Annotated in this window: 12 protein-coding genes; 4 read left to right on the top strand and 8 right to left on the bottom strand. The window is 72.8% G+C overall.

From position 1 onward, the window contains the following. Window positions 1–228: 228 nt before the first annotated feature. From AC07DI_RS09280 to AC07DI_RS09255, 6 genes are all read right to left on the bottom strand, one after another. Entirely contained in the window at window positions 229–1,731 is a 1,503-nt protein-coding gene (locus AC07DI_RS09280; protein WP_478903287.1) for an amino acid adenylation domain-containing protein, read from the bottom strand. Then, complete coding sequence (locus AC07DI_RS09275) at window positions 1,728–7,523, bottom strand: amino acid adenylation domain-containing protein (protein WP_478903285.1); 5,796 nt, start codon at window positions 7,521–7,523, stop codon at window positions 1,728–1,730. Before AC07DI_RS09275 ends, AC07DI_RS09280 begins: the two co-directional genes overlap by 4 nt. Then, window positions 7,520–10,585 (bottom strand): thioester reductase domain-containing protein, encoded by a 3,066-nt coding sequence (locus AC07DI_RS09270; protein ID WP_478903283.1) that lies wholly within the window; start codon window positions 10,583–10,585, stop codon window positions 7,520–7,522. The genes AC07DI_RS09275 and AC07DI_RS09270 overlap by 4 nt, the downstream gene beginning before the upstream one ends. A gap of 73 nt (window positions 10,586–10,658) precedes the next feature. Continuing rightward, window positions 10,659–13,790, bottom strand: a complete 3,132-nt coding sequence (locus AC07DI_RS09265; RefSeq protein ID WP_478903281.1) for a type I polyketide synthase — start codon at window positions 13,788–13,790, stop codon at window positions 10,659–10,661. Beyond that, the gene (locus AC07DI_RS09260) at window positions 13,787–14,017 is read right to left on the bottom strand and encodes an MbtH family protein (protein ID WP_478903279.1); all 231 of its coding nucleotides are present in this window, start codon (window positions 14,015–14,017) and stop codon (window positions 13,787–13,789) included. Before AC07DI_RS09260 ends, AC07DI_RS09265 begins: the two co-directional genes overlap by 4 nt. 73 nt (window positions 14,018–14,090) lie before the next feature. Beyond that, window positions 14,091–15,494 (bottom strand): cupin domain-containing protein, encoded by a 1,404-nt coding sequence (locus AC07DI_RS09255; RefSeq protein WP_478903277.1) that lies wholly within the window; start codon window positions 15,492–15,494, stop codon window positions 14,091–14,093. Window positions 15,495–15,721: 227 nt separating this feature from the next. On the opposite strand from AC07DI_RS09255, the gene AC07DI_RS09250 reads away from it, so the two are divergent. Next, window positions 15,722–16,957 carry a cytochrome P450 gene (locus AC07DI_RS09250; RefSeq protein WP_478903275.1) on the top strand — a complete coding sequence of 412 codons (1,236 nt, stop codon included), beginning with the start codon at window positions 15,722–15,724 and terminating at the stop codon, window positions 16,955–16,957. On the opposite strand, the gene AC07DI_RS09245 is transcribed toward AC07DI_RS09250, so the two are convergent. Further along, a complete protein-coding gene (locus tag AC07DI_RS09245; protein WP_478903273.1) occupies window positions 16,897–17,691 on the bottom strand; it encodes a YqcI/YcgG family protein in 795 nt (264 codons plus the stop codon). The two genes, AC07DI_RS09250 and AC07DI_RS09245, sit on opposite strands and share 61 nt — an antisense overlap. Window positions 17,692–18,019: 328 nt before the next feature. Here AC07DI_RS09245 and AC07DI_RS09240 point away from each other — a divergent pair, with 328 nt between their 5' ends. Then, window positions 18,020–19,579 carry a class I SAM-dependent methyltransferase gene (locus tag AC07DI_RS09240; RefSeq protein ID WP_478903271.1) on the top strand — a complete coding sequence of 520 codons (1,560 nt, stop codon included), beginning with the start codon at window positions 18,020–18,022 and terminating at the stop codon, window positions 19,577–19,579. A 519-nt stretch (window positions 19,580–20,098) separates the two neighbouring features. After that, the gene (locus tag AC07DI_RS09235) at window positions 20,099–20,773 is read left to right on the top strand and encodes a LuxR C-terminal-related transcriptional regulator (RefSeq protein WP_384247063.1); all 675 of its coding nucleotides are present in this window, start codon (window positions 20,099–20,101) and stop codon (window positions 20,771–20,773) included. Between the two features lie 42 nt (window positions 20,774–20,815). Here AC07DI_RS09235 and AC07DI_RS09230 read toward each other — a convergent pair whose 3' ends face one another. Continuing rightward, a complete protein-coding gene (locus AC07DI_RS09230) occupies window positions 20,816–21,592 on the bottom strand; it encodes a thioesterase II family protein (RefSeq protein ID WP_478903268.1) in 777 nt (258 codons plus the stop codon). Window positions 21,593–21,938: 346 nt separating this feature from the next. Here AC07DI_RS09230 and AC07DI_RS09225 point away from each other — a divergent pair, with 346 nt between their 5' ends. After that, window positions 21,939–25,346, top strand: coding sequence for a non-ribosomal peptide synthetase (locus AC07DI_RS09225; protein ID WP_478903266.1), 3,408 nt, complete (start codon window positions 21,939–21,941; stop codon window positions 25,344–25,346). Window positions 25,347–25,354: the final 8 nt, after the last annotated feature.

Below are 25,354 nucleotides of genomic sequence, written 5' to 3'. Positions count from 1 at the left end.
CTGACGTGGTACGGCGGCCTCGTCCGGCCGTGCGCGGTGCATTGAAAATCGTTTCCGATTCAATTCCGGAGCGGCGCCGCCATTCAGAGTAAGGCTTACCTTACCGCGCATGGTTGCGTGAGTGTAGCACTCGATTTCCGCGGCTTTGAAGGGCGCCTCCGAAAGGAAATGGCCGCCCTCTTGCGACGGAATTGTGTCGGTGTCGGTGCCGGTGCCGGTGCTGCCCGGTCACGGAGCGGTCGCGGGCAGCGCCCCGACGTCGACCTTCCCCGTCACCGTCAGCGGGATGGACTCCACCGGTACGAACACCCCCGGCACCATGTAGGACGGCAGCCGCTCCCGCAGGAACCGCCGCACCGCGGTGAAGTCGGCGTCCCCCTCGCTCACCACGTACGCCACGAGCCCGACCTCGTCCGCGCTCCCGCCCCGGGCGAGCACCGCGGCGCGCCGGATGCCGGGATGCTCCATCAGCACGCCCTCGATCTCGCCCGGTTCGATGCGCAGACCCCGCACCTTCACCTGCTGATCGGCCCGCCCCAGGTAGTCGAGATCGCCGTCCGGCAGCCGCCGCGCGAGGTCGCCGGTGCGGTAGAGGCGCGCACCCGGGCGCTCCGAGAACGGGTCGGGGATGAATCGCTCCGCCGTCAGGGCGGGACGCCCCAGGTAGCCGCGCGCGAGGCCGTCGCCGCCCAGGTACAGCTCCCCGGCCTCACCGTCGGCCACCGGATGCCCCTTGGCGTCGAGGACGTGGGCGGTGGTGCCCGTGATGGGGCGGCCGATCAACGGCTTGTCGACGTCCCGCCCGACCAGGCTCCAGGTCGAGTACGTGGTGTCCTCGGACGGCCCGTACAGGTTGTGGACCCGCTCCACCGTGCCGGTCGCGTACAACTGGCGGGCCAGTGCGGCGGGCAGTGCCTCACCCGCGAGGTTGACCGTCACCACCGACGGGGGCAGCGGCCCGCAGGGCAGCAGGTCGAGCAGGAGGCTGGGCACGGTGTTCACCAGCGTCACCGGCCGGTCCGCGGCGGCCACCGGCAGATGGAACACCGTCTCCGCCAGGACCACCGTGCCGCCCGCCGCCAGCGGCGCGAACAGCTCGAAGACCGACAGATCGAAGCACATGGACGTCGAGGCCAGGGTGTACCGCAGCTCGTCCGGCGTGAAACGCTCAAGTGCCCAGGCCAGGAACGCCGCCGCGCTGCGGTGCTCCACCGCTACGCCCTTGGGCCGCCCGGTGGAGCCCGATGTGTAGAGGGCGTACGCCAGTTGGGTCTCCTGGCCCGTGCCTTCGCCGGTCCACGGCCGCGCCTGGGCGATGCGGTCCCAGTCGCGGTCCAGCGAGACCACCGTGCACGGCCGGTCCGGCCACTTCTCCCGCAGCGACTCCTCGGTCACGATCAGCTCGGCGCCGCTGTCGCGCAGGATGAACTGCCTGCGCTCCAACGGGAACGCGGGATCGATCGGTACGTACGCCGCTTCCGCCTTCAGGACCGCGAGCATCGCCACCACCATCCACGGCGAACGCCCCAGGCAGATGCCGACCAGGGTCTCCGGGCCCGCGCCCAGGCCGCGCAGATGCCCGGCGAGGAGCTGCGCCGCCTCTTCGAGCTCTCCGTAGCTCAGCCGCTCCCGGCCGCTCACGACGGCCTCCGCGTCCGGCGTCAACCCAGCCTGGCGGGCCACCAGTTCGTGTAGGAGCGGGCGCCGCTCACGCGCCGGGTCCGCGCTCACGCTCCCGCCCCGCTCCCGGCCGCGGCGCGCCGGGCCGACAGCTCGCGCTCGACCTCCTCGGGCGACATCCGCGCGACCCGCAGGTGTACGCCGGCCATGGCCTCGGCCTGCCCCGGCGCCTCCTCGGCGGCGACCACGCCCGCCGCGAGCCCGGCCACCGTCGGCGACAGGAACACGGTGCGCAGCGTCACCGCGTCCGAGGCGAACACCTGGCGCAACCGCGTCACGATCCGGGTGGCCAGGACGGAATCCCCGCCGAGCGCGAAGAAGTTGTCCTGTTCGCCGACCGCCTCCACCTGGAGCACCTCGGCCCACACCCGCGCGCACACCTCGGCGACGGCCGACCGCGGCGCATCCCCCGCAGTGCCGGAGAGTTCCGGGCGCGGCTCGGGCAGCGCCGAGCGGTCCACCTTGCCGTTGGCGTTGAGCGGCAACGCGTCCAGTGTCACGAACACCGAAGGGATCATGTGCTCAGGCAGTGTCGTCCGCAGGTGCGCCCGCAGCGCGGCGTCGGTGACGTCCGTGCTCCCGGCGGCCGGCACGACGTACCCGGTCAGGCCCCGGTGGCCCGCCCGGTCGGTGCGCCGCTGCCCGGTCACCACGGCCGCGGTGACGCCCGGGTGCGCGAGGAGCGCCGCCTCCACCTCGCCCGGCTCGATCCGGTGCCCGTTCACCTTGACCTGGAAGTCGGCACGTCCGACGAACTCGATGCTCCCGTCCGGCAGGAAGCGGCCCAGGTCACCGGTCCGGTACAGGCGCTCGCCGGTCCGCGGATGCGTCAGGAACGAGGCCGCCGTCCGCTCCGGGTCGTCCCAGTAGCCGCGCGCCACGCCCACTCCGGAGCAGTACATCTCACCGGTCGCCCACACCGGACGGTCCCGCATGCGCTCGTCGAGGATGCGGTAGCGGGTGTTGGCGATGGGGGTGCCGTACGGGACGCTCCGCTGCTCCGGAGCCAGCCTGTGCGCGTCGTCCACGGGGTGCCAGATGTTCCACAGCGTGGTCTCGGTGGGTCCGCCCACACTCACCACCCGCACACCTGCCTCCTCGGAGAGCCGGCGCACCGTGGCGACGTTGAGCCAGTCACCGCCCAGGAAGGCGAGCCGCAGCCCCTCCAACGGGCCGCTGTGCGCGCCCAGATGCTCCACCAGCATCTCCATCATCGCGGGCACCGAGTTCCAGACGGTCACACCGTGCTCGCTCATGAGCCGCGCCCAGTGCGCCGCCTCGCGCCGCTCCGAGGCGCGCGGCAGCACCAGCGTGCCGCCCGCGCCGAGCACCCCGAACAGGTCGAACACCGACATGTCGTGGTGCAGCGCGGTCAGCGCCAGGACCCGGTCGTCCGGACCTATCGCGAAGGTCTCCGCGGTCTCGCGCAGGGCGTTGACGACGCCCCGGTGCTCGACCATCACGCCCTTGGGCCGCCCGGACGAGCCCGAGGTGAACAACACGTATGCCAGGTCGGACGGTTGGGCCCCGGCATCCGGCGGCGCCGGGGCCACCGACCGCACCTCATCCGGCAGCGCGTCCAGGCACAGCGCTCGCCGCCCGGCCGCCAGGGGAGCGAGATCCCGCCGGGTGACGACGAGGTCCACCCCGCACTGGTCGAGCAGCCCCGTCACACGCCCGGGGGAGGCCTCCGCGTCCAGGGGGAGGTAGGGCGCTCCCGCGTACAACACCCCGTACACGGCCGCGACTTGCTCCCAGCCCTTGTCGAGTACGACACCGACGGGCCGGTCCTGCGCGGCGCCGTTCGCCCGGAGCCACGCGGCGACCCGGCAGGCCTCGTGGTGCAGCTCCCCGTACGTCAGCGTCCGGCCGTCGGCGACGACCGCCACCTCGTCGGGGCGCGCGGCCACCTGATCGAGGAAGGCGTCCTGCACGAGCCGCTCCGGCAGCGGACGACGGCCGCCGTCGCCCGGCTCCCTGCCGTCGGGGCCCCGGCGCGGCGGCGCGTCGAGGGGCTCCTGCGCCGACCACGCGGCGGGGTCGTCGGCCAGCCGCTCCAGGAGCGAGCTCAGCCCGGCGAACACGTCGTCCACCATTCCCGGGTCGAACAGGGCCGCGTTCACGTCCCAGTTGACGACCAGAGCGCCGTCCTGCACCTCGGTCAGGAGGTCCATCCAGACCTGCGGGGTCTGGGTGATGCCGCCCGTCTGGCGCAGCGAGCCGTCCAGGAGCGTGCTCCTGCCGCCGCTCAGCGGCACCGCGCTGGTGAACACCACCGGCATCAGCGCACCGTCGAACCCGCCGCGCATACGCATCAGTTCACGCAGCAGATGGACTCCGCTGACATAGGAATGGCTCAGGTCGCTCCACAGCTGCTCCTGCACCCGGCGCGCCCGGCCGGTGAAGTCGCCGGGCGCGGCGGCGTCCACCTCGACCAGGGCGAACGAGGCGAACTCGCCGACGGTGTCGTTGACGTCGGGGTGCGCGCCGAGCCGGTTGAGGTTGGTGACGTTGAGCGTGAACCGGGACGCCTGGGCCCACGGCGCCAGCGCCTCCGCGTACACCGCGAGCAGCAGCCCCGCAGGCGTCAGACCCGCCTCCGCGGCCCGGTCCGTCACCCGCCGCCAGCGGTCGGCCGCGAGCCGCACCGAGCGCCGGACGAACCGCGGATGCTCCACCGATTCCGGGGTGCGCACCATGGGCAGCCCCGGCGCGGGCGCGAGGTCTGCCAGCCGCCGTTCCCAGTACTGGGCCGAGCGCCGGTGCGCCTCCGTGCCGGAGAGGTCCGCCGTCGCGAGGACGTAGTCCCGGTAGGCCATGGCGGGCGGCGCCGCAGCCGCGTCCGGGTCCGTGTAGAACAGCGTCAGGTCGTCCCAGAGAATGCGGATGCTGGCGAAGTCGGCGCAGAGCGCATCGATGCTGAAGTGCACCCGGAACCGGTCCTCGGGCAGCTCGGCCACCACCACGTCGAAGAGCGGCCAGACGTCGACGGGGCGCACCTCGTGCGAGTAGCGCTCGCGGATCTCCGTGAGGCCGCGGCGCACCTTGTCCTCGTCCGCCGCCCGCAGGTCGACGACCGGCATCTCGTACGGCGGCACCGTTTCGAGGACCCGCTGGGTCATCGTCTCCGGCATCGCCACCGCGCGCAGCATCGGATGCCGGTCCACCACGCGCTGCCAGGCGGCCCTGAACCGCGGCACATCCAGGTGCTCGCCCTCGAACTCCAGGTACATGTGGGCGGAGACGTTCCCGGAGGAGAGTGATCCCGTGCGGCCCACGCAGTACGCCTGCTGCTGGTCGGTGAGCCGGAACGGTTCGTACGCCGACGCCGGGTCGGGCCGCACGGCGGGCAGCGCGGCGGCGTCCGGCCCGTCGCCCGACCGGTCACGCTCGCTCTCGATCGCCCGGCACAGCTCGGCCACCGTGCGGTGCCGGAACACGCTGTGCGGGTCGAGTTCCATGCCGAGCCGCTCGCGCAGCCGGTTCATCACGCGGATCCCGAGCAGCGAATTGCCGCCCAGTTCGAAGAACGTGTCGTGCACGCTCACCCGGTCCACGCCGAGGAGTTCCGACCACAGGCCGGCCACCAGCTCCTCAAGACCGGTGCGCGGCCCGCCCGCGGTGTCCTCGCCGGACACGGTGCCCGGCCGGGGCAGCGCGCCGCGGTCGACCTTCCCGTGCGCGGTCAGCGGCAGCGCCTCCATGACGAGGAGGTGCGCGGGCACCATGTAGTGCGGAAGACGTGCGGCGATGTGCTCGCGCAGCTCCGCCACGCGAGGCCGGGTCCCGGTGGCCGGGGACACGTATCCGGCGAGCGCCTGGTTGCCCAGTTCGCCGTCCTGGCGCGGCAGGGCGACGACCGCCGCCGTGCCGACCGAGGGGTGGGACCGCAGCGCCGCCTCGATCTCGCCCAGCTCGATGCGGTGGCCGTCCAGTTTCACCTGGAAGTCCTCGCGGCCGACGAACTCCACGTTGCCGTCCGGCAGGAACCGCGCCACGTCGCCGGTGCGGTACAGCCGCTCGCCGGTCACCGGGTGGCTGATGAACGCCTGGGCCGTGCGCTTGGGGTCGCGCCAGTAGCCGAGCGCGAGCCCCGCCCCGCCGATGTACAGGTCACCGGGCACGCCCACGGGCCTGGGCCGCAGCGCCGCGTCGAGCACGTGCAGCGTCTGGTTGGGCAGCGGTTTGCCGTACGGGATGCTCGGCCACGCCGGATCGACCTCGTCCACGTCGTACGTACTGGAGAGGATCGACGCCTCGGTGTTGCCGCCGAGTCCGACGAACCGGACGTCCGGCGCGATGTCCCTGGCGCGCTCGGGCAGGGACAGCGGAATCCAGTCACCGCCCAGGATGAGCAGCCGCAGCGAGGCGACCCACGGCTCGGGATCGCGCTCCACCTGCTCGCAGAACAGCTCGAACAGCGCCGGGGCACCCAGCCAGGTGGTGACGCCCTCCCGGCGGACGAGGTCGAGCCAGTGCCCGGGGTCCCGGTCGGTGCCCGCGTCCGGCAGGACCAGCGTGGCCCCGGCGCACAGCGTGCCGAGCATGTCCCAGATCGACAGGTCGAAGCTCATCGCCGACAGGCCGATGGCCCGGTCGCGGTCCGTGACTCCATACCGCTCGATCACATGGACCAGCGTGTTGAGCGCGCCCCGGTGCGGCACCACCACACCCTTGGGGGTGCCCGTGGAGCCCGAGGTGAACAGCAGGTAGGCGGGGTCCTCGGGGTTCTGGGCGGGCGTCAGCGGGCCGTCGTCGACGTCCGCCCACTGCGCGTCGTCGTCCACCACGAGTTCGGTGACGCCGCGCGGCCACTCCCACCGCCCGGCCACCTTCCGCTGCGTGAGGACGAGGCGTACGCCGGTCATGTCGAGCAGCCGCTCCCGGCGGTCCGCGGGCAGCCCGGGATCGAGCGGCAGCCAGGCGGCGCCGGACTCCAACGCGCCGAGCAGGCCCACCGGTTGCTCCCAGCCCCGCTCCATGCACACGGCCACCGGATCACCGGGCCGCGCACCCAGCTCCCGGAGCCGCCGCCCGATACGGCGGGCCCGGCTCATCAACTCCCCGTAGGAGATCCGGCGTTCGCCCGAGACGATCGCGGTGTGCCCGGGGCGGGGCTCGGCGGCCCGGGCCACGGCCTCCTGCAACAGCCCCTCGGGCACCGGCGCCGCCGTCGCGTTGACCTCGGCGCGCTGCTTCTCCTGCGCGGCGGGCAACCGCACCGGTGAGGCCGGCGCGGCCCACGCCGAAGGGCCCCCGCCCAGCGAGGTCAGCAGCGCGAGCCAGGACTCGGCCATGTCGGCCAGCATGCCGTCGGGCAGTACGCCGGGGGCGTGCTCCCAGACGGCTTCGATCCGGCCGCCCGCCGCCGCCACACCAAGCGCGAGGACCGGGGCCGGGCCCGGAGGTGCCGTCACCGGTTCGCCCGTCACGGCGTCCGTGAACTCGACCAGTGGATCGAGATCCGCGTCGGTGACCCCGGCCACCGGGTCCACGGCCGTCGTGCCGGGCGCCGCGGGGGACTGCGCGGCGGCACGGCCGGCGAACCCGCCGTCGCCGAGTGCGTCCGCCACCAGGACGCGGCAGCCGGACGCCGTACGCTCCCGCAGCGCGAACCGGGGATCGCGCGACCACAGGCCGATGACCTCGGTGAAGGCGGTGCGCAGCACGGCGGTCGGGTCCAGGCCCGCGGCCCGCGCGCCTTCGGTGAGGCCGCGCCACAGGCCGGCTCCGAGGGCAGCCCGGTGGACGGCGCGGGGGCCGCCGGACGACGGCGGCAGCAGGGGCAGGCGGGGGCCGCGCGGCACCGCACCGCCGGGGTCACGGGCGAGGCCGGTGCTCATACGGGGTTCTCCGATCGGGAGTCTCGGACGTCTCTCGGGGCGTGGGGGATGCGGGTGGGGCCGTCATCGGCCCGGTCCGGCCGCGGTGGTGGCAGCAGCCCCGCGCCGATGAGGTGGTCCACGTAACGGTCGAGGAGCGGACCGTCGACGACCGGGCAGCTCACCCCGGTCCCGGCGAGCGCGTCGAGCGTGCCGGTGACGTCCAGACGCAGACTGCCGAAGCCGGGCATGCCGTGCGAGGCACCGGCGAGCGCGGCCACCGGCACCGAACCCTCGTCACCGCCCGCGTCCAGGACGTCCTTGGACACGAGCCGCGCCCAGCGCTCAGGGTCGGTCTCCACCAGCCGGTAGCCGGCCGCGCGCAACCGGGCCACGACCGCGTCGAGCCGGGTCCGCACCGGGTTGGCGAGGTGGTACGTGCCGCCCGACGCCGTACCGCTCAGGGACAGTTCGGCGAGGGCGGCGACCGCGAAGTCGACGGGCACCAGATCGAAGTCGGCGTCAGGGCCGAAGTCGGGCACCGCGCCGAGACCGGCGCAGGCGCCGATGAACCGCCAGAACGCCGAATCGGGGTCCCCGCCGCCGGTCACCGAGTCACCGCCGAGCCGCCCCGGCCGGTACACGGAGACCGGCACGCCGCGCCGCCTGCCCTCGTCGACCAGTTCCTCGGCCACCCAACGGCTGCGCACATAGCCGGAGGGCAGTACCGCGTCGGCGCCCACCCTGCCGTCCGTGCGCAGGACGCCCGGCTCGGTGTCGCGGGCGAAGAGCACACCCGGCGACGAGACGTAGTGCACCGGCTTGGTACGGCTCCGGGCCGCGAGCCTGAGCACCTCCGCGGTGCCGCCCGCGTTGGCGGCCCGCAACCGGGCGTAGGGCTGGGCCAGGTTGGCCTCGCAGCCGACGTGGTGGATGGCGTCGAGGGTGCCCGCGAGGCGCGCGAACGTCATCGGCGACAGGCCGAGCAGCGGCTCGCGCAGGCTGCCCGCGAGGACGGTCACCCGGTCCATCGGCACGTCGAGGCGGAAGCGGGCGAGCGCGCGGGCAAGGGCCCGCTCGGCCTCACCGGGCCCCTCGGCGTCCACCAGGACGTGCAGCCGCGCCCCCGTCACGTCGAGCAGCCGGGCCAGCAGATGGGCACCGAGGAAGCTCGTGCCGCCGGTGAGGAACAGGTGCTCCGGCGCGGCGACGCGTGCCGGGTCGACCGGAGCCCCGGCACAGACGATGTCCTCGTCGAGCACGGCATCGGCCCGCAGCACCGCCGCCTCCGCGTCGGCCGCGTCGGCTGTGGCCTCCTGTCCGGCCCCGCTCCCCTCGGCGCGCGCCCGGTCGAACACGGCGGCCAGCGCGGTCACCGTGGGCGCCTCGAAGAACACCTGGACGGGCAGGTCCACGCCGAGCCGCTCGCGCAGCCGCAGCAGCACCCGCACGGCCCGCAGCGAATGCCCGCCCGCGTCGAAGAAGTCCTCGTCGGGGTCGACTTCGCGCAGTCCGAGCACCTCGCGCCAGACGGCCGCGACCTCCCGCTCGGTGGCGGTGAGCGACGCATCGCCGTCCGGGGCCGCGGCGGCGGACTCGTGTGGAACCGGCACCGCCGCGGTGAGCGGAACCGGCGTGGACGGCTGCCCCAACGAGTCGCCCAGGAGGCCTAGTTCGGTCACGGGAACGCCGGGCGCGTCGAGCACGGCGGTGAACAGCCGCTCCAGATCCGCGGTGAACCGGTCGACGGACTCCGGGTCGAACAGGTCGACGCTGCCGCGCACCCCGCCCTCGATCCGCCCCTCGGTCTCCCAGTAGTGCAGCACCAGGTCGAACTCGGAGGTGTCGAGGCCGAAGTCGAAGGCCGCCACCTCCAGGTCGCCCATGCGCGCGGCCCCCGCCGGGTTCTCTCCCACCACGGCCGCCTGGAACAGCGGGTTGTCGCCGCCGTTGCGTCCCGGGCGCAGCTCGGCGGCCACCACCTCGATCGGGGTGTCCCGATGGGCGTACGCCTCCAGACAGGTCCCCCTCGTACGTTCCAGGATCTCGGTGAAGGTGAGCCCGCCCGACAGGTCGAAGCGCAGGGCCAGGGTGTTGGCGAAGAAGCCGATGAGGTGCTCCACCTCGGGCTGGTCGCGGCCGTGCACCACCGATCCGGTGACGATGTCCTCGTCGCCCGAGCGCAGGTGCACCAGCGTGTTGAAGCCGGCGAGCAGCGCCATGAACAGGGTCGCCTGATGCTCGCGGGCCAGCGCCCGCAGCCGCGTGGCCACCGGCTCGGTGAGCGTGAAGGCCCGGCTGACGGCGCGCAGACTGGTACGGCCGCGGCGGGGGCGGTCGGTCAGCCGGTCCAGGGTGGGCAGGGGTTCGCGCAGGATGCGGCCCCAGTGGGCGAGGCGCCGCTCCAGCTCCGGGCCGCGCAGCAGGTCGCGCTGCCACTGGGCGAAGTCCGGGTAGCTGAGCGGGAGGGCGGGGAGCGCGGGCGCCTCCTGCCCGCCGGTGCGGGCCGCGTACCAGGCGAACAGCTCCCGGAAGAGGATGCCCATGGACATGCCGTCGCCGACCAGGTGGTGCATGGTCACCATCAGGACGTGGTCGTCGGCGCCCAGCGGCGTCAGGAGGAACCGGACGAGCGGACCCCGTTCGAGGTCGAACGGCCGGTCGGAGTCCCGCCGCAGCCGCTCGACCGCCTCGTCCTCGCCCCGCACCCGCGGGTCGACGTCGAAGGCGAGCGGCTGCTCCGCGAGGACGACCTGACGCGGTTCGCCCGCGATCACGTGGAAGACGGTGCGGAGCGCCTCATGGCGCCGTACGACCTGTTCCAGGGCGTACGTCAGGGCGTCCCTGTCGAGGGGGCCGCGGACGCGGATCGCCTCCACCATGTGGTGGTACGAGCTCTCCGGGTGCAGCTGGGAGAGGAACCACAGGCGCTCCTGCGCGAAGGAGAGGTCGGCCGTGTCGAGGCCCCGGCGGGGGATGCGGGGCGCTTGCGGTCCCGCGCCGCCGGTCAGCCACTTCTCCATCAGCCGCTGTTTCGTCGCGGACAGCTCTGTGCCGCCCGCGAGGGGACCAGGTGGAACCATGGGGCGTCAACCTTCGCTCGTGCCCGGTGGCGGGCGCTGGGATGTTCTCGGGTGCCGCTGGACGGTGCGCGGGTCAGTCGCCGAGCAGCCGCGCGGCGTCGTCGTCCGACATGGCGAGCAGCTTCTCGTGCAGCCGCCGCTCCACGGCCTCGGCCGTCTGGGCGACGGTCTGCGCCTGCGAGAGCAGGTCGGTGACGGTGAGGGTCACCGGCAGCAGGTCCTGGAGCCGGGTGACTACTTGGGCCGCGAGCAGCGAATGGCCGCCCAGGTCGAAGAAGTTGTCGTGCGCCCCGACCGGTGCGACGCCCATGACGTCCTGCCAGACCTCCGCCACCGTCTCCTCGAGCGCCGTACGGGGCGCGGTGTACGCGGTGGGCAGCTCGGGCCGCTCGTACCGGGTGAGGCGCGGCTCGTGCGGTGCCTCGGCGGGGGCGGGGGAGGTCGTGCGGGCGGAGGGGGAGGGTGACAGGGCAGGCGCGGCCGACGGGCCGGTGGGGACGTCGACGAAGTAGCGCTGCCGCTCGAAGGGGTAGGTCGGCAGCGCGACGCGGCGCCGCGGCCCCTCCCCGCCGAGCGCACCGAGGTCCACCGGCACACCGCGCACCCACAGTTGGGCGACGGCGTCCAGCAGCGGCCCCGCGTCGGCCGCGTCCTGGTCGGTGCCCAGCGTGGCGACGACCGGAGCACCGCCTGGGCCGGTGCCGCGCCCGGCGAGGGCCCGCAGCGTGTTGCCCGCGCCGACCTCGAGGAGCGTGCGCCCGGGTGCCTCGCGCAGGGTCCGCAGGCCGTCCGCGAAGAGCACGGGCTCACGCAACTGCCGTCCCCAGTAGGCCGGGTCGGTGGCCTGCTCCGCCGTGATCCACGTGCCGGTCACGTTCGACACGTACGGCACCTCCGGCGCGTGGAGCGGCACCCCGGCCAGTGCGGCGGTGAACGGTTCCACGGCGGACGCCGTCAGCGCCGAGTGGAAGGCGTGCGAGGTCCGCAGCCCGGTGACGCGGTGCCCTTCGGCCGTGAGCCGCCGGGTCAGCTCGTCGACGGCCGCGACGGGCCCCGAGACCACCGTCTGCTCCGGGCCGTTGACCGCCGCCACCGACACATCGCCCACGGAGTCGGCCAGTTCACGCACCCGGTCGGCGGCCAGCGGCACGGAGGCCATCGCGCCGGGCGGGCACTCCTGGAGCAGCCGGCCCCGCAGGGCGACCACGCGCAACGCGTCCGGCAGCGCGACGACCCCCGACAGGCACGCGGCGGTGAACTCGCCGATGCTGTGCCCGAGCAGGGCCGTTGGGGACACGCCCCAGGTGCCGAGCAGCCGGGCCAGGGCGTACTGCGTGGTGAAGAGGGCGGGCTGGGCGAGCCGTGTCTCGGTGAGGCGCCGTGTCGCCCGGTCGACGGCGTCGGCGTCGCCGGGGTCGGGGAACAGCGCCGCGCGCAGGTCCTCGCCGAGCTCGGGGGCGAGCAGCTCGGCGCACTCGTCGACCACGGCGCGGTACGCCGGCTGCGTCTCGTAGAGCCCGCGCCCCATGTGGAGGCGCTGGCTGCCCTGACCGGGGAAGAGGAACGCCACGTCGGGGGCGGGCCCGGTCGGGTCGCTGCGGCCCACGGTGACGGGTGTGATGCCCGTGCCGTCCAGGGCGGCCACCGCCTCCGCGCGGTCCCGGCACACCAGCGCCATGCGGTGGGTGAAGGCCCGCCGACCGACCCGCAGGGTGTGTGCGGCATCGGCCAGATCCGGGGCCGTGTCGGCGCGCAGGGCGTCCGCGAGCGCGGCCCCTGAGCGCTGCAGCGCGGCGTCACCGAGGGCCGAGAGCACCAGGAGCTGGGGGCCTTCGCCGGCGGGGGAGGGGAGCGGGAGCGGCGGTTCCTCCACGACGATGTGGGCGTTGGTGCCGCCCACGCTGAAGGAGCTGATACCCGCGCGGCGCGTCTCGGTGCCCCGGGGCCACGGCGTGGGCAGGGAGCTCACGCGGAACGGGGTGCTGGGGAAGTCGATGTCGGGGTGCGGCACCGCGCAGTTGGCGACCGGGGGGATCTCCTCGTGGCGCAGCGCGAGCAGCACCTTGATGAGACCGAGTACGCCGGCCGCCGTGTCCGTGTGGCCGATGTTCGGCTTGAGGGAGCCGAGCGTGCAGTAGCCGAGCTTCTCCGTGCCGAACGCCTCGGTCAGCGCGGCGACCTCGACCCGGTCGCCCAGCGGGGTCCCGGTGCCGTGTGTCTCGACGTACGAGATCGACTCGGCCTCGGCACCGGCGACCGCCAGCGCCTCCGCGATGACCTCGGCCTGGCCGCTGACGCTCGGCGCGGTGAAGCCCACCTTGTGCGCGCCGTCGTTGTTCACGGCCGTGCCGAGGAGCACGCCGAGCACCTGGTCGCCGTCGGCCAGCGCGTCCGCGAGGCGCTTGAGGGCCACCACGCCCGCTCCGTCCCCCGGCACGGTGCCGTTCGCGTCGGCGGCGAAGGCCCGGCAGCGGCCGTCGGGCGAATTGACCCCTCCCTCGTTGTGCACGTAGCCCGCACGCTGCGGGAAGTACACGGTCACACCGCCCGCCAGGGCCAGGTCGCTCTCGCCGCCGAGCAGGCTCTGCACCGCCAGGTGCACCGCCACCAGGGACGACGAACAGCCCGTGAGCACGCTCATGCTCGGCCCGCGCAGGTCGAGGCGGTAGGAGACCCGCGGGGCGAGGAAGTCCTTCTCGTTGCCCAACAGCGCCTGGAAATCGCCGACTTCATGCAGGTAGGCAGGGTCCGCCGACAGATGGCGCTGCCAGTACGAGGTCGGCCCGCCGCCGCCGAACACCCCGACGGACCCGGCGAAGGCCGCCGGATCGTACCCGGCCGACTGGAGCGCCTCGAAGGAGCACTCCAGGAACAGCCGCTGCTGCGGATCCATCAGCTCGGCCTCGCGCGGGGTGCAGCCGAAGAACGCGGCGTCGAAGAACTCCACCCCGTCAAGGACCGGACGGCGGCGCACCAGGCGGGGGTCGTCCAGGAGCGCGTCCGGCACCCCGGACGCGCGCAGCTGCTCCTCGGTGAACTCGGTGTGCGCCTCCGCGCCGTCGTGGAGCAGCCGCCAGAACTCCTCGGGCGAGGCCGCCCCCGGATAGCGGCCGGAGAAGCCCACGACCGCGATCCGGTCGTCGTCTCCCCGCGGCCCCTGCTCTCCCCGCTCCGGGAGCCCGTGGTCGTACGTCGCCTCGTTCACCGCCCCCCCGCCTGCCCGTCCATCAGGCGCCGCAGCGACGCCGGGCGCATGTCCGCCCAGACCTCCTCGATGCGGTGCAGGCACCGCACGCGGGACCCCGTGGTGCCCTCGTGCCGCCAGCCGGGCGGGTCGGCCCGGCCGGCCGGCCACAGCGCGTACTGCCCCTCGTCATTGACGACGACGCGGTACGCGCTGCCGTCCTGCTCGTCTGTTGCCGGAAGTGTCACCGGAAGTCCTTCGCGAAGTACCGGGCGGCAGCCCTGGGAGCGGTGTTGCGGGGTGGAGCGGGAACGGCCCGGCTCAGACCTGGCCGAGCAACTCCTCGGAGATCACGGGCTGGTGGTAGGTGCAGGTCCCCGACCGCACCATCGAGCCGTGCAGCCGCTCGGCGGGGATGAGCAGCTTGTCGCCCTCCTCCATGGGGATCATCTGGCCGACGTTGTTCCAGAAGTGCATCTGCCCGATCTCCACCACGACGAGGCGGTGGTCGTCGTGCACATGGGTGGTGGAGGTCTCCTCGTGGGACTCCACGAACGTCTCCAGGTCGACCTCGATGCCGTTCTCCGCGATCAGCGCGGAGAGCTTCTCCGCCTTGACCTTGTACTCGTCGAGCCGGTCCGCCCAGTCCAGCTGCACGGCGAGGTCCTCGTCGGACACCGAGGCGAGCCGTCGCGCGTCCTCGAAACCGCGGTGGAAGGAGTGCGCTGCGCCGGCCCCGAACCGGTCGACGAGCGGGTCGAGGAGCGCCCCGGTCAGTGCCGCGAGGCCCTCGCCGGTCAGCTGCGGCGCGTCGGTGAAGTACGCGGCGCCCTCGTCCCCGAACGCCTCCTGGAACACCTCGCCGTACGCGGCCGCCGTGACGGCCTCGTCCAGGCGGTGGTGGACCCAGGCGCCCAGGAACTCACCGAGGCGCGCGTGGTCGCGGGCCACCGAGTGCAGGTGGTTGGCGCCCGCGAGCGAGGAGCCGAGGAGGAACTGCCAGTAGGCGTACGGTTCGGCGGAAAGCTCCGCACCTGCCAGCAGCGCCCGGTAGTGCGGCGCGCGGTCCGCGCGGTCGCGGAGGTCGTCAAGGAGAAGGCCACGCAGCGCGGGGTGGGCGGGGTCGTGGTCGCCGAGCAGGCCGCGGCTCACGGCGCTCTGCACCGCGGGGCGCGCGGCCGTCAGCTGCACCAGGGCGAACGTCGCCGCGTCCGTGCGGTGGCGGCAGGACCGCGCCACCTCGAGCGCGCGGCCGGGGCGGGCCCGCCGCTCCTCGAGGACGCCCTGCACGTGGCGGGTGACAGCGTCGGGTCCGCCTTCCAGCGGCGTGCGCTCCTCGTCCAGCCAGTGGAACAGGTGGTTCTCCAGGACCTGACCCGCCCGCAGCGCCAGGACGCGGTTGTCCAGCGAGCGGAACGCCTCGGCGTCGGCGGCGCTCGGGTGGCCCTCGCCGGCGGCCGGCACGAACAGCAGATCGGCGTCGTGGACGGTGCGCAGCATCCGGTGGCCGAGGAGCGCGCTCAGGCGCAGCGCCCGGTCGGCGGTCAGCGGCGTGCCGTAGTCCAGGAACCCCAGGTCGTGCGGGCGGACCGGCCGCCGGAAGGGATTGTCCTCGTTGACCAGCTCATCTGCCGTCGCACTGCGGAAAGGCGTATTCGCTGCGTATCGCCGGACAATTCCATTGGGATCGTCCGGCGCGCTCTTGATACGCGAAACAGGGGACATGAGTTTCTTTCCCTTTCTTTGGCGCCGCTGGAGGCGCACTGTTCGCACGCGGCCTGGAGCGGATAAGAAGCTAACAACGGGACGCGAACGGAGTCGTCCAACCAGGGGTGGAAATCCCCTCTACGACCCGCAGTTGAGGTTCCTGGGCAAGCCGCCCACCTCGTGGTTATGGTGGCCGGGCGGACCGACCTGTGAACCCGACACGGCCGCGAATGGGGAGTGGACCGATGACCGAGACCGTGACCAGCCCACCGCCCTCAAGTGAGGACGGCGGGCGGCTATTGCGTGAGTGGCTGGCCCGAAACCGTCGGGAGAACCGGGTGCTCTGGGACGAGGCCACTCGCTCGTGCCAGGTATTCGGCTTCGCCGAGACCCAGCACATGCTGAAGGACCCGGAGACCTTCTCCTCCGACTTCGCCAGACTGGTTCCGGCCAAGGGAGCGGCCAAGACCACGCCCGAGGGCCGTCCGGTCCCGAACCTGCTGGAGGGGCACCTGAGCGTCACCGACCCGCCGCGCCACAGCAAGCTGCGCAAGCTGGTCGCTCAGGCCCTGACACCCCGCGCCGTCCAGCAACTCGAAGGAAAGATCACCGAGATCACCGCGGGACTCCTCGACGCCATGGCGGGCCGGGACGAGGTCGACATGGTGACCGCGTTCTTCAACCCGCTGCCCGTGACGGTCATCGCGGAGCTGCTCGGCGTGCCGGCGGCCGATCACGCGATGTTCCGCGGCTGGGCCGACGCCCTGGTCACCGCCAACCACGACGCGGGCGCGGTCGACGCGGAGCGGCTGCAACTGCCGGGGAACATGGACGCGTTGCTCCTGGAGATGCAGGACTACCTCCTCGATCACGCCGCGCACCGGCGCCGCGAGCCGTCCGACGACGTGCTCAGCCGGCTGGTGGCCGCCGAGGTGGACGGCGAACGGCTCAGCGACACCGAGGTCTTCACCACCACCCTCATGCTGCTGCTCGCCGGACACATCAGCACCACCCTGCTCCTGGGCAACAGCCTGCTCTGCCTCGACGACAACCCGGCGGCCCTCGCCGCACTGCGCGCGAACCCCGCGGCAGTCCCCGGCGCCCTGGAGGAGGTGCTGCGCCACAGCCCGCCCGCCCCGCTTGCGTACCGGCTGACCACGCGCGACACCACACTCGGCGGTGTGGAGATCCCCGCCGACGTGATGGTGGCGTCCTGGGTGCTCTCGGCCAACCACGACGAGCGGCAGTTCACCGACCCCGAGACCTTCGACATCACCCGCAGCCCCAACCCGCACCTGTCCTTCGGCCACGGCATCCACTTCTGCATCGGCGCACCGCTGGGGCGGATGGAGGCCCGGATCGCGCTCGGCATGCTCCTCGAACGCTGCGGTGAACTGCGCTTCGCCGAGCCACCGGTGCCCTACACGTCGCCGACCGTCCTCGGCTGCAAGCGCATGGTGCTGTCGAGCCCTGTGGCCTGACCCGCGGGTACGCGTTCGACGTCCTGGGACCGGAAGGGGCAGCGGTCCTCGCCGGTCGCCGGTCCCTCCGGTGTGTCGGCCAGGAAGTACTGCCGCCACTCCCGGTTGTCCGGGTCGCCGTACGAGCCCAGTTCCGGGGAGGCCTCGACGGCGTCGTAGCGGCTGAGCCGCTTGCGGATGATGCGCCGTGCCGCGGCCCCGGGCGGCGTGTCGGCGCCCAGCTCCTCGAACACCCAGCGCGGCTGGAAGGTGATGAAGAAGACGGGGCTGTGCCGGCTGCGGCGCAGCACGTGCGCGGGGGTGTTGCAGACCACGAAGATCGGAGTGCCGCCGAAGCTGAACTCCCACCACGGGTCGTCCGTGTCCCGCGGCACCTGTGCGGGCCACGGGCTCTCGTCCGTGTCGTGCAGATGCTGGAGCACCGACCAGAACGTCCCCCGGTACTCGTCCATCGTTCGGGTGCGGCCGTCCGGCCGGAAGAAGACGATCAACGACGTCTCACGGCCGAGCTCCTGATATCCGGCCAGGTACTCGGTGAGCGTGGCGCCGAGCGAGTCCCAGGTGCTCCGGTCGTCGAGGGACTCCACGAAGCCGAAGCGCAGACTGTCCCGCTTGGTCCCCGACACCGCGAAAGTGCAGGGAAAGGGCGAATTATTCGACAGGAGCGTCTCCTGCAATTCCCGAACGCATTCAGGCCCCCACTCGGGTATTTCGCCGATGACGTTCTCTGCCATGTGAATATCACCCCGACGGTAGCTCTTCATTCGCGCTGCCCTGGCGGCCGGGCACCGATCGGCGAGGACGCTACCAGCGTTCACCGGCGCGGGTCTTCCAACTCGAGTAGGCATTCCGCCCTGCAACCGAGAGTGCAAGAAACGGGTGTGATGTAAACCGTGGGATGTACTGCGTTGCCCGGCAGCAAACCGTCTTCCGGTCGGCATCGCAGATCGATAGCATGTGGGCCACCTTGCGGTGGTGATACGGGCGAATCCGAACCGCCTTTCCGCATTCCCGTGGCCGGCCACCCGAATCCGAACTTTGCCCCCAGAGAAGGAGAATCACATGCCCGCTCTCGATGCGCGGACTTCCGAAGGCACGGCGGCCGCCGCGGAACTGGAGCGTGTCCTTGAGGCACACCCCGGTGTCGAGCAGTGCGCCGTGCTGACCGGGACCAGTCCTGACGGCATACCGGTGCGCACGGCCTATGTGGTCCCCCGCCGCAACGACGCCGTCATGGACGACGGGGCCACGCTCGGCCGGCAGTACGTGGCCGAATGGCAGGGCGTGTACGACCACGTGTACGCCCAGCCCGCCTCCGACGACCCCACGTTCGACATCCGGGGCTGGCTGAGCAGCTACACCGGCGGCGAGCTGAGCGAGGACGACATGCGGGCCTGGCTGGACGGCACGGTGACCCGGATCAAGAGCCTGGGCGCCCGGCGCATCCTCGAAGTCGGCTGCGGCACGGGCCTGTTGCTGCACCGCCTGGCGCCCGGCACCGAACGCTATCTGGCCAGCGACATCTCGGCGGGCGCGGTGGACCGCATCCGCGGTGCGTTCGGAGGCCGGCTGCCGGGCGGCGTGGACATCTTCCAGGCGCCCGCGGACGACATGTCGGCGGTGGCCCCCCGCTCCGTCGACGGCTTCGTCGTGAACTCGGTGTCGCAGTACTTCCCGGACGAGGAGTATCTGGACCGCGTCATGCGCCAGGCCGTCGACGCGGTGGACGAGGGCGGCTTCCTCTTCATCGGGGACGTACGGTCCGCGGCGCTGAACCGGGCGTTCGGCGCGGGCCTCGAACTGGCCCGCGCCCCGGAGCGGGCCCCGAGCGAGAAGGTGCAGGCACTCGTCGAGCGCCGCTGCTGCACGGGCACCGAACTCATCATCGATCCGAGCTACTTCACCTCGCTCGCCGACCGGCTGCCGCGCGTCGTCCATGTGGCCGTGCTGCTGCGGCGGGGGACGCGTCGCACCGAGATGAACCGCTTCCGCTACGACGTGGTGATCCGCCTCGACCGGTTGCCCGCGGGCGTCACCGCCGTGCCCGAGTGGCGGCCCTGGGAGCGGGACCGCTGGGGCGCGGCCGAACTGCGCCGCCATCTTCGGGACGAGCGCCCTGCGGCGCTCGGGCTGCTCGGCGTGCCCAACGCGCGCGTCCTGGCCGACCATGTGGCCGCCGAGCTCCTTGCGCGGCCCGACCGCCCCGCCGTGGCGGGCGAGGTGCTCGCCAAGGCCCGCGCCGCGGCCACCGACGGGGTCGACCCCGAGGAGATCTGGGCGCTCGGCGACGACCTGCCCTACGCGGTCCGCCTCAGCTGGGCCCGTTCCCTGCCCGACGGGGCCTTCGACGTGAGCCTGGTCCGGGTCGAGGACGCGGCGGCCCCGGCACCGGAGGTCCGCTTCCCCGAGGAGCCTGCCCCGCCGCGCAGGCCCGTCAACCGGCCGTGGTACGGGCGGGTGGAGAACCTGAGCCCGGTCAAACTGCGTGCCCATGTACGGGAGCGGGGAGCCGAGTCCGTGATGCCGGGCCGGTTCGTGCTCCTGGAGTCGCTGCCCGGCGAGCCCGGCGAGCATGGCGCCGCGTTCGACAAGGAGGCGTTGCGCTCGATCCAGTGGGCGTGATCCGGCCACGGCACAGTGACTGTTGTCACGTGTGAAACAGGCTATGGGCCCGTTCGGGTGGAGTAGCGGGGTAAGGGCCGCTCGGGCAATTTCCTTGCCATATGCATGGATTGGTCCGGCATATGGTGACCATAAGAGGGTGAGACCCCGTGGCTGAATAAGAGTAGCCGTAAAGCGCAGTGATAACAGTTTTCATATTGCAAAAGGTGCGCAAGTGCGGCGCTGGGGCGGAAGCGGCGGCTCCAGCGCTGCGTCCCGCCGCCCCGAAGGGAGGGGGAATCGCGCCAACCTAAAAGCGGAAGACTAGATTCCGTCAAATTTATGTAACGTTCACATAGGCTATGGCTCATAACGGCCCACGCTGTTCTGTGCGTTGCAGGCGCACCGGCGGATGTGATGACTCGTCTGATGGGGGAGCTGGCAATGCGGTGCGTAAGTGCGATACGAGCCGTGGACGGTCGGGAGGAAATGCTGTCGGCGCGGCCCAGACCAGGGGCGCGTAACAGCCGGATAAAACTGTTGCTCGGCGACGAACAGCCATTGGTGCGCCGCGGACTGCGCGCACTCTTCGAAAGCGATCCGGCGTTCCGGGTCCAGGGCGAGGCGGCCAACGGCGCCTCCTTGCTCGAACTGGCGAACACCCACCGGCCGGACATGGTGCTGATGGACGCGGACCTCCCAGGACCCGATGTCCTCGACGTCGTCCGCCGGCTCGTCGGAGACCGTCACGACGGCAGTACCGGCGTGGTCCTGCTTGCCTCCGAAGGCGGCCTGGCCGACGGATGCGTGCTCGGTGCCGCCCGCGCGGGGGTGCGCGGCTTCCTCTTCAAGCGGGAGTCCTCGGAGATCGTCTCCGGCGTACTGGACGTCGCCCGGGGCGGCGCCGCCATGAGTCCCGGCATCGTGGGCCAGGTGCTCAAGGCGCTGCGCCGCACCCACCGGCCACAGGCGCTGCGCCCGTCCGGTGAACTCGCCCTGCTCACCCCGCGCGAGATGCAGATCTTCCAGCTCGTCGCCCAGGGACTCACCAATCAGCAGATCGCGGACGTCCTCGTCCTCTCCGAGGCGACGGTCAAGTCCCACTTCAACCGCATCTGCCGCAAACTGGCCCTGCGCAACCGGGTCGACGCGGTGATCCTCGCCTACGAGATGGGCGTCGCGGGAGCCGTCACGGAACCCCGTTCCACCGCTTGAGGGAGCGGGGCGCCGGCCGGCCCGGCGCCCCGCGGCCCCTGGCTATGCCGTCGGGACTTGGCAGCCGTGCGCAGCGGCCAGCGTCCGGGCCACCTCCGCGGCCACTTCAGCAAGCCGTTCGTGCAGGTAGAAGTGGCCGCCGGGGAAGACATGTGAGGTGAATTCCCCATCGGTGATCTCGCTCCAGCGGAGCATCTCCGCAGGGCTGACATGCGGGTCGTCCGTGCCGCAGTACGCCGAGACCGGGGCGGAGATCCGCGCCCGCGGGTCCGGCCGGTACGTCTCGATGAGGCGGTAGTCGTCCCGGATGGCGGGCAGGAACAGGGACCGGAAGTCGGCGCTGTCGAGGATGTCGCTCGACGTGCCCTCCAGCGCGCGCAAGTCCTCGACCAGGGCGTCGTCCGACAAGAGGTGCACCGCGGAGGCGAGGGCCGCGTGCGGTGCGGGCCGCCCCGACACGCACAGCCGCAGCAGCCCGCCAGGGCAGTCCCGCTCGATCCGCCGCGCCACCTCGAAGGCGACGGCGGCGCCCATGCTGTGCCCGAACAGCACCAGCGGCCGTTCCCGCGTCACCGGCAGCGCGGCGGCGATCTCGTCCGCGAGTGCCTCGATGCTCGGCGCGGGCGGCTCGTCGAACCGGTCCTCGCGTCCGGGGCAGCGCACCGCAAGAATTTCCACCTCGGGTGCGAGTTCCCGGGCCCACCCCTGGTAGGAACTGGCGCCGCCGCCGGCGTGCGGAAAGCACACCAGGCGCGGCGCACCCGGCTTCGCCCCGTGGCGGCGCACCCATCGCTCGGAACCTGCCATTTCGGCCGTCATGCTCCTTCTCCCGCATGTCCGTTGCCCGTGGCGCCGCAAAGGGGCATCGTCTTTCGCCCGGCTCTTCCCGGGAAATTCGCGGCCGCTTGAGGAGCCGCGATCGTACATATGGGCCGGGCATTGGACAAGGGCCGGGATAGCGCGGGGCACGAGGCGGAACCACGGTTGGAGACACCGATGGCTACCGGAGTTGGACGACGCCCGCGTACCCCGCTGTTACGTTCGGCCGGGGCCGATGATGTCGGTTACCGGCTCCGTCGGACGACTTTGAATGCGGGAATTGCGGGAATCCCTCTCAGGGCGCCCGGCCCGCTGTCCCGAAGAGAGAAAACAGGGGACCCGCGCAGTGACGAGTACCGAGGACCGGACCGAGATATCCCCCGATGAGCAAAGGCGCGAACTCACCCGGCTGCTGCTGGCCGAGGCGGGAGTGCGGCGGCCGGATCCGGCCCGCGCCACCGTCGCGGTCCAGGAGCCGGGGAACGGCACCGCCGATGCGGCGCCCGCCCCGCTGACCGCCGCCGAGGAACGCATGTGGTTCCTGAGGCAGCTGCGGCCGGACGACATCGCCTACAACCTGTGCGGGGGCATCCGGCTCACCGGCCGACTCGACCTGGACGCGCTGGCCGCCGCCGTCACCGGCCTGGTGGCGGCGCACGACATCCTGCGCACCCGCTACCCGTCCGGCGACGACGGAGCGCCGGTCCGCGAGGTGCTGCCCGCGCCGGACACGGTCCCGCTGGAGGTGACCGAGCTGGGCGACCTGCCCGACGACGAGCGCGTGCCCGCGGCGGAACGCGCCATCGAGCAGGAGGGGCGCAGGGCCTTCCGGCTCGATGACGAGACGCCGATGCGCCTGCGCGTGTTCCGCTTCACGCCGGCCGACCACGTGCTCACCCTGACGGTCCACCACATCGCCTTCGACGACACCTCCTGGGGCCGCGTCCTCGACGAGCTCGCCGCCCGATACGCCGTGGCGAGCGGCGCAGGAGGTTCCGTACCCGCCCGCCCCCGCGTGCAGTACGCCGACTTCGCCCGGTGGGAGAGGGCGCAGCTCGACGACGGCGTCTGGGAACGCCAACTGGCATACTGGAAGGGGCGCTTGGGTCAACCGGCCGCCCCCCTCGCCCTCCCCGCCGACCATCCCCGCACCGGCGGCACCGACACGGACGGCGTCCGGCGCGACGCGCTTCTCGGCTCCGACGACAGCCGCGCCCTGCGGGAACTGGCCCGCCGGAGCGGGGCGACGCTGCACACCGCGCTGCTCGCCGGGTACCAGGCCGTCCTGCACCGCTGGAGCGGCGAGAGCGACATCGCGGTCGGCTCGCCCGTCGTCAACCGGGGCCGGACCGAGTTCGAGGACGTGGTCGGCAACTTCGGCAACACCGTCGTACTGCGCACCGACCTCTCGGGCGCCGCCTCCTTCCGCGCGCTCCTCGCCCGTACCCGCGACACCTGCGCCGACGCCTTCGCCCACCAGGACGTCCCCTTCGACCGGGTCGTCGAGGCCCTGCGGCCCGCAGGCGCGGTCGGCCAGGCGCCGCTGTTCGACGCCGTGTTCTCCTTCGTCGCCGCGCGGCCCCGCCGGGTGGAGACCCCCTCCCTGACCTTCGCTGAGCACCCGCACCACAACGGCACCTCGCGCTTCCCGCTCGTCCTCGAAGTGCGCGAGGCCGCCGACGGGCTCGCCTTTGGACTCACCGGCCGGGGCGACCTCTTCTCGGCGACCGCGCTGGACCGGATGCTGGGCCACCTCCTGACGTTCCTGCGGGACGCGGTCGCCCGCCCGGACGCTCCGCTGGACGACCTGCGGCTGCTCACGGAAGCCGAGGAGCGCAGGGCCCTGACCGAGTGGAGCCGCTCCCGCGAGGAGCCTCCCGAGGAACGGCCGCTGCACCGGCTGGTGGCCGAGCAGGCGGCCCGCACCCCCGACCTGGTCGCCGTCGCGGCGGACAGCACCACCCTCACGTACCGAGAACTGGACCAGCGGGCCGATGAGCTGGCCGCCCGGCTCAGGGCCGAAGGGGTGGGGCCCGAACGCATCGTGGGCGTGCACCTGGCCCGTACGCCGGCCCTGGTGGTCGCGCTGCTCGCCGTACTGAAGGCGGGCGGAGCCTTCATGCCGCTCGAACCGGACTGGCCCGCCCTGCGCCTGCGCTCCGTGGTGGAGCGGAGCCGCCCGCTGCTGGTCCTCACGGACAGCCGGCACACCGCGGCGCCACCACCGCTCGACGTGCCCGTGCTGGACCTGGCGCAGCCCCCGGCCCCGGTCGAAGGACCGGACATCCCCGGCTGCGACCCTGCGATGGAGAACGTGGCCTACGTCATCCACACCTCCGGCTCCACGGGCACCCCCAAGGGGGTGATGATCCGTCACCAGGCCATTTCGAGCCGCCTGGTGTGGCAGTCCGCGCTCCTCGGCATGACCAGCGACGACCGTGTCCTGCACAAGGCGCCCATGGGCTTCGACATCTCCGTGAACGAGATCTTCCTGCCCCTGGTCAACGGTGCCCGCCTCGTCCTCGCGGACCCCGGCGCGCACGGTGACGTCGGATATCTGGCCGAGCTGATCGAGCGGGAACGCGTCACGTTCCTCTACATCGTCGCCTCGATGCTGGAGGTCCTCCTCGAACGCGACGACATCAGCCGTGCGGCCCGCTCGATCCGGCACCTGTGGTGCGGCGGCGAGGCGCTCACCCCCGCGCTCTACCGGCGCTTCCGCGAACGCCTCGACGCCACCATGTACCACGGCTACGGCCCCGCCGAGACGACCATCGGGATCAGCTGCCAGGTCTTCGACGAGGAGGAGGACGGCGCGGTCGTCACCCTCGGCAGGCCCAACCCCAACGCCCGCCTGTACGTGCTCGACCCGTCCATGAGGCCCGTGCCCGTGGGCGTCGTGGGAGAGATCCACATCGGCGGCATGCCGCTGGCCCGCGGCTACCTGAACGACCCGGCGCGCACCGCCGAGTCGTTCGTGCCCGACCCGTTCGGCGTCGAGCCCGGCGGGCGCCTCTACCGGACCGGTGACCTGGCCCGCTACCGCGAGGACGGGCGCGTCGAGTTCATCGGCCGCGCCGACCACCAGGTCAAGGTGAGGGGCTTCCGCATCGAACTGGGCGAGGTGGAGGCGGCCCTCGCCGCCCACCCGGCCGTACGCCAGGCCGTCGCCCTGGTGCGTTCCGGGGAACCGGGCGGAGACCGGCTCGCGGCGTGGTGTGTGGCCGAACAGCCGGTGGCGGAGGCCGAGTTGCGTGCGTGGCTCGCGGCCCGCCTTCCGCACTACGCGGTCCCCGGTGAACTGCGCCTACTGCCCGCGTTGCCGCTGACCGCCGCAGGAAAGACGGACCGCGCCGCGCTGCTCGCCCTGGAGCCGGCCCCTGCCGCCGCCGTCGCCGTCGTGGACCCTGAGAACGACCTCGAACGCGCGGTCGCCGCCGTGTGGACCGAACTGCTCGGCCGGACCGACCTCGGCACCCGGCACAACTTCTTCGACGTGGGCGGCCATTCGCTGCTGCTCGTCCGCGCGCAGAACCTGTACAAGCGCCGCCTGGGCCGCGACATCCCCCTGGTGGAGCTCTACGACCACCCCACCGTGGCCGCGCTCGCGGCCCACCTCTCCCGGGACCCGGGCAAGGGCGGTGACCCGGAGCTGGAACGCGTACGGGCCCGCGCCCGGCGCCGCAGGCAGCGCGGGACCGGAGGAGCGGCGGGCACGGCCGGGACCCCCGAGGTCCCCGGTGAGAGGACGTGATGAGGACC

The sequence above is a fragment of the Streptomyces sp. NPDC044106 genome, assembly GCF_056433985.1.
This window is presented reverse-complemented; position numbering and strand designations above follow the sequence as displayed.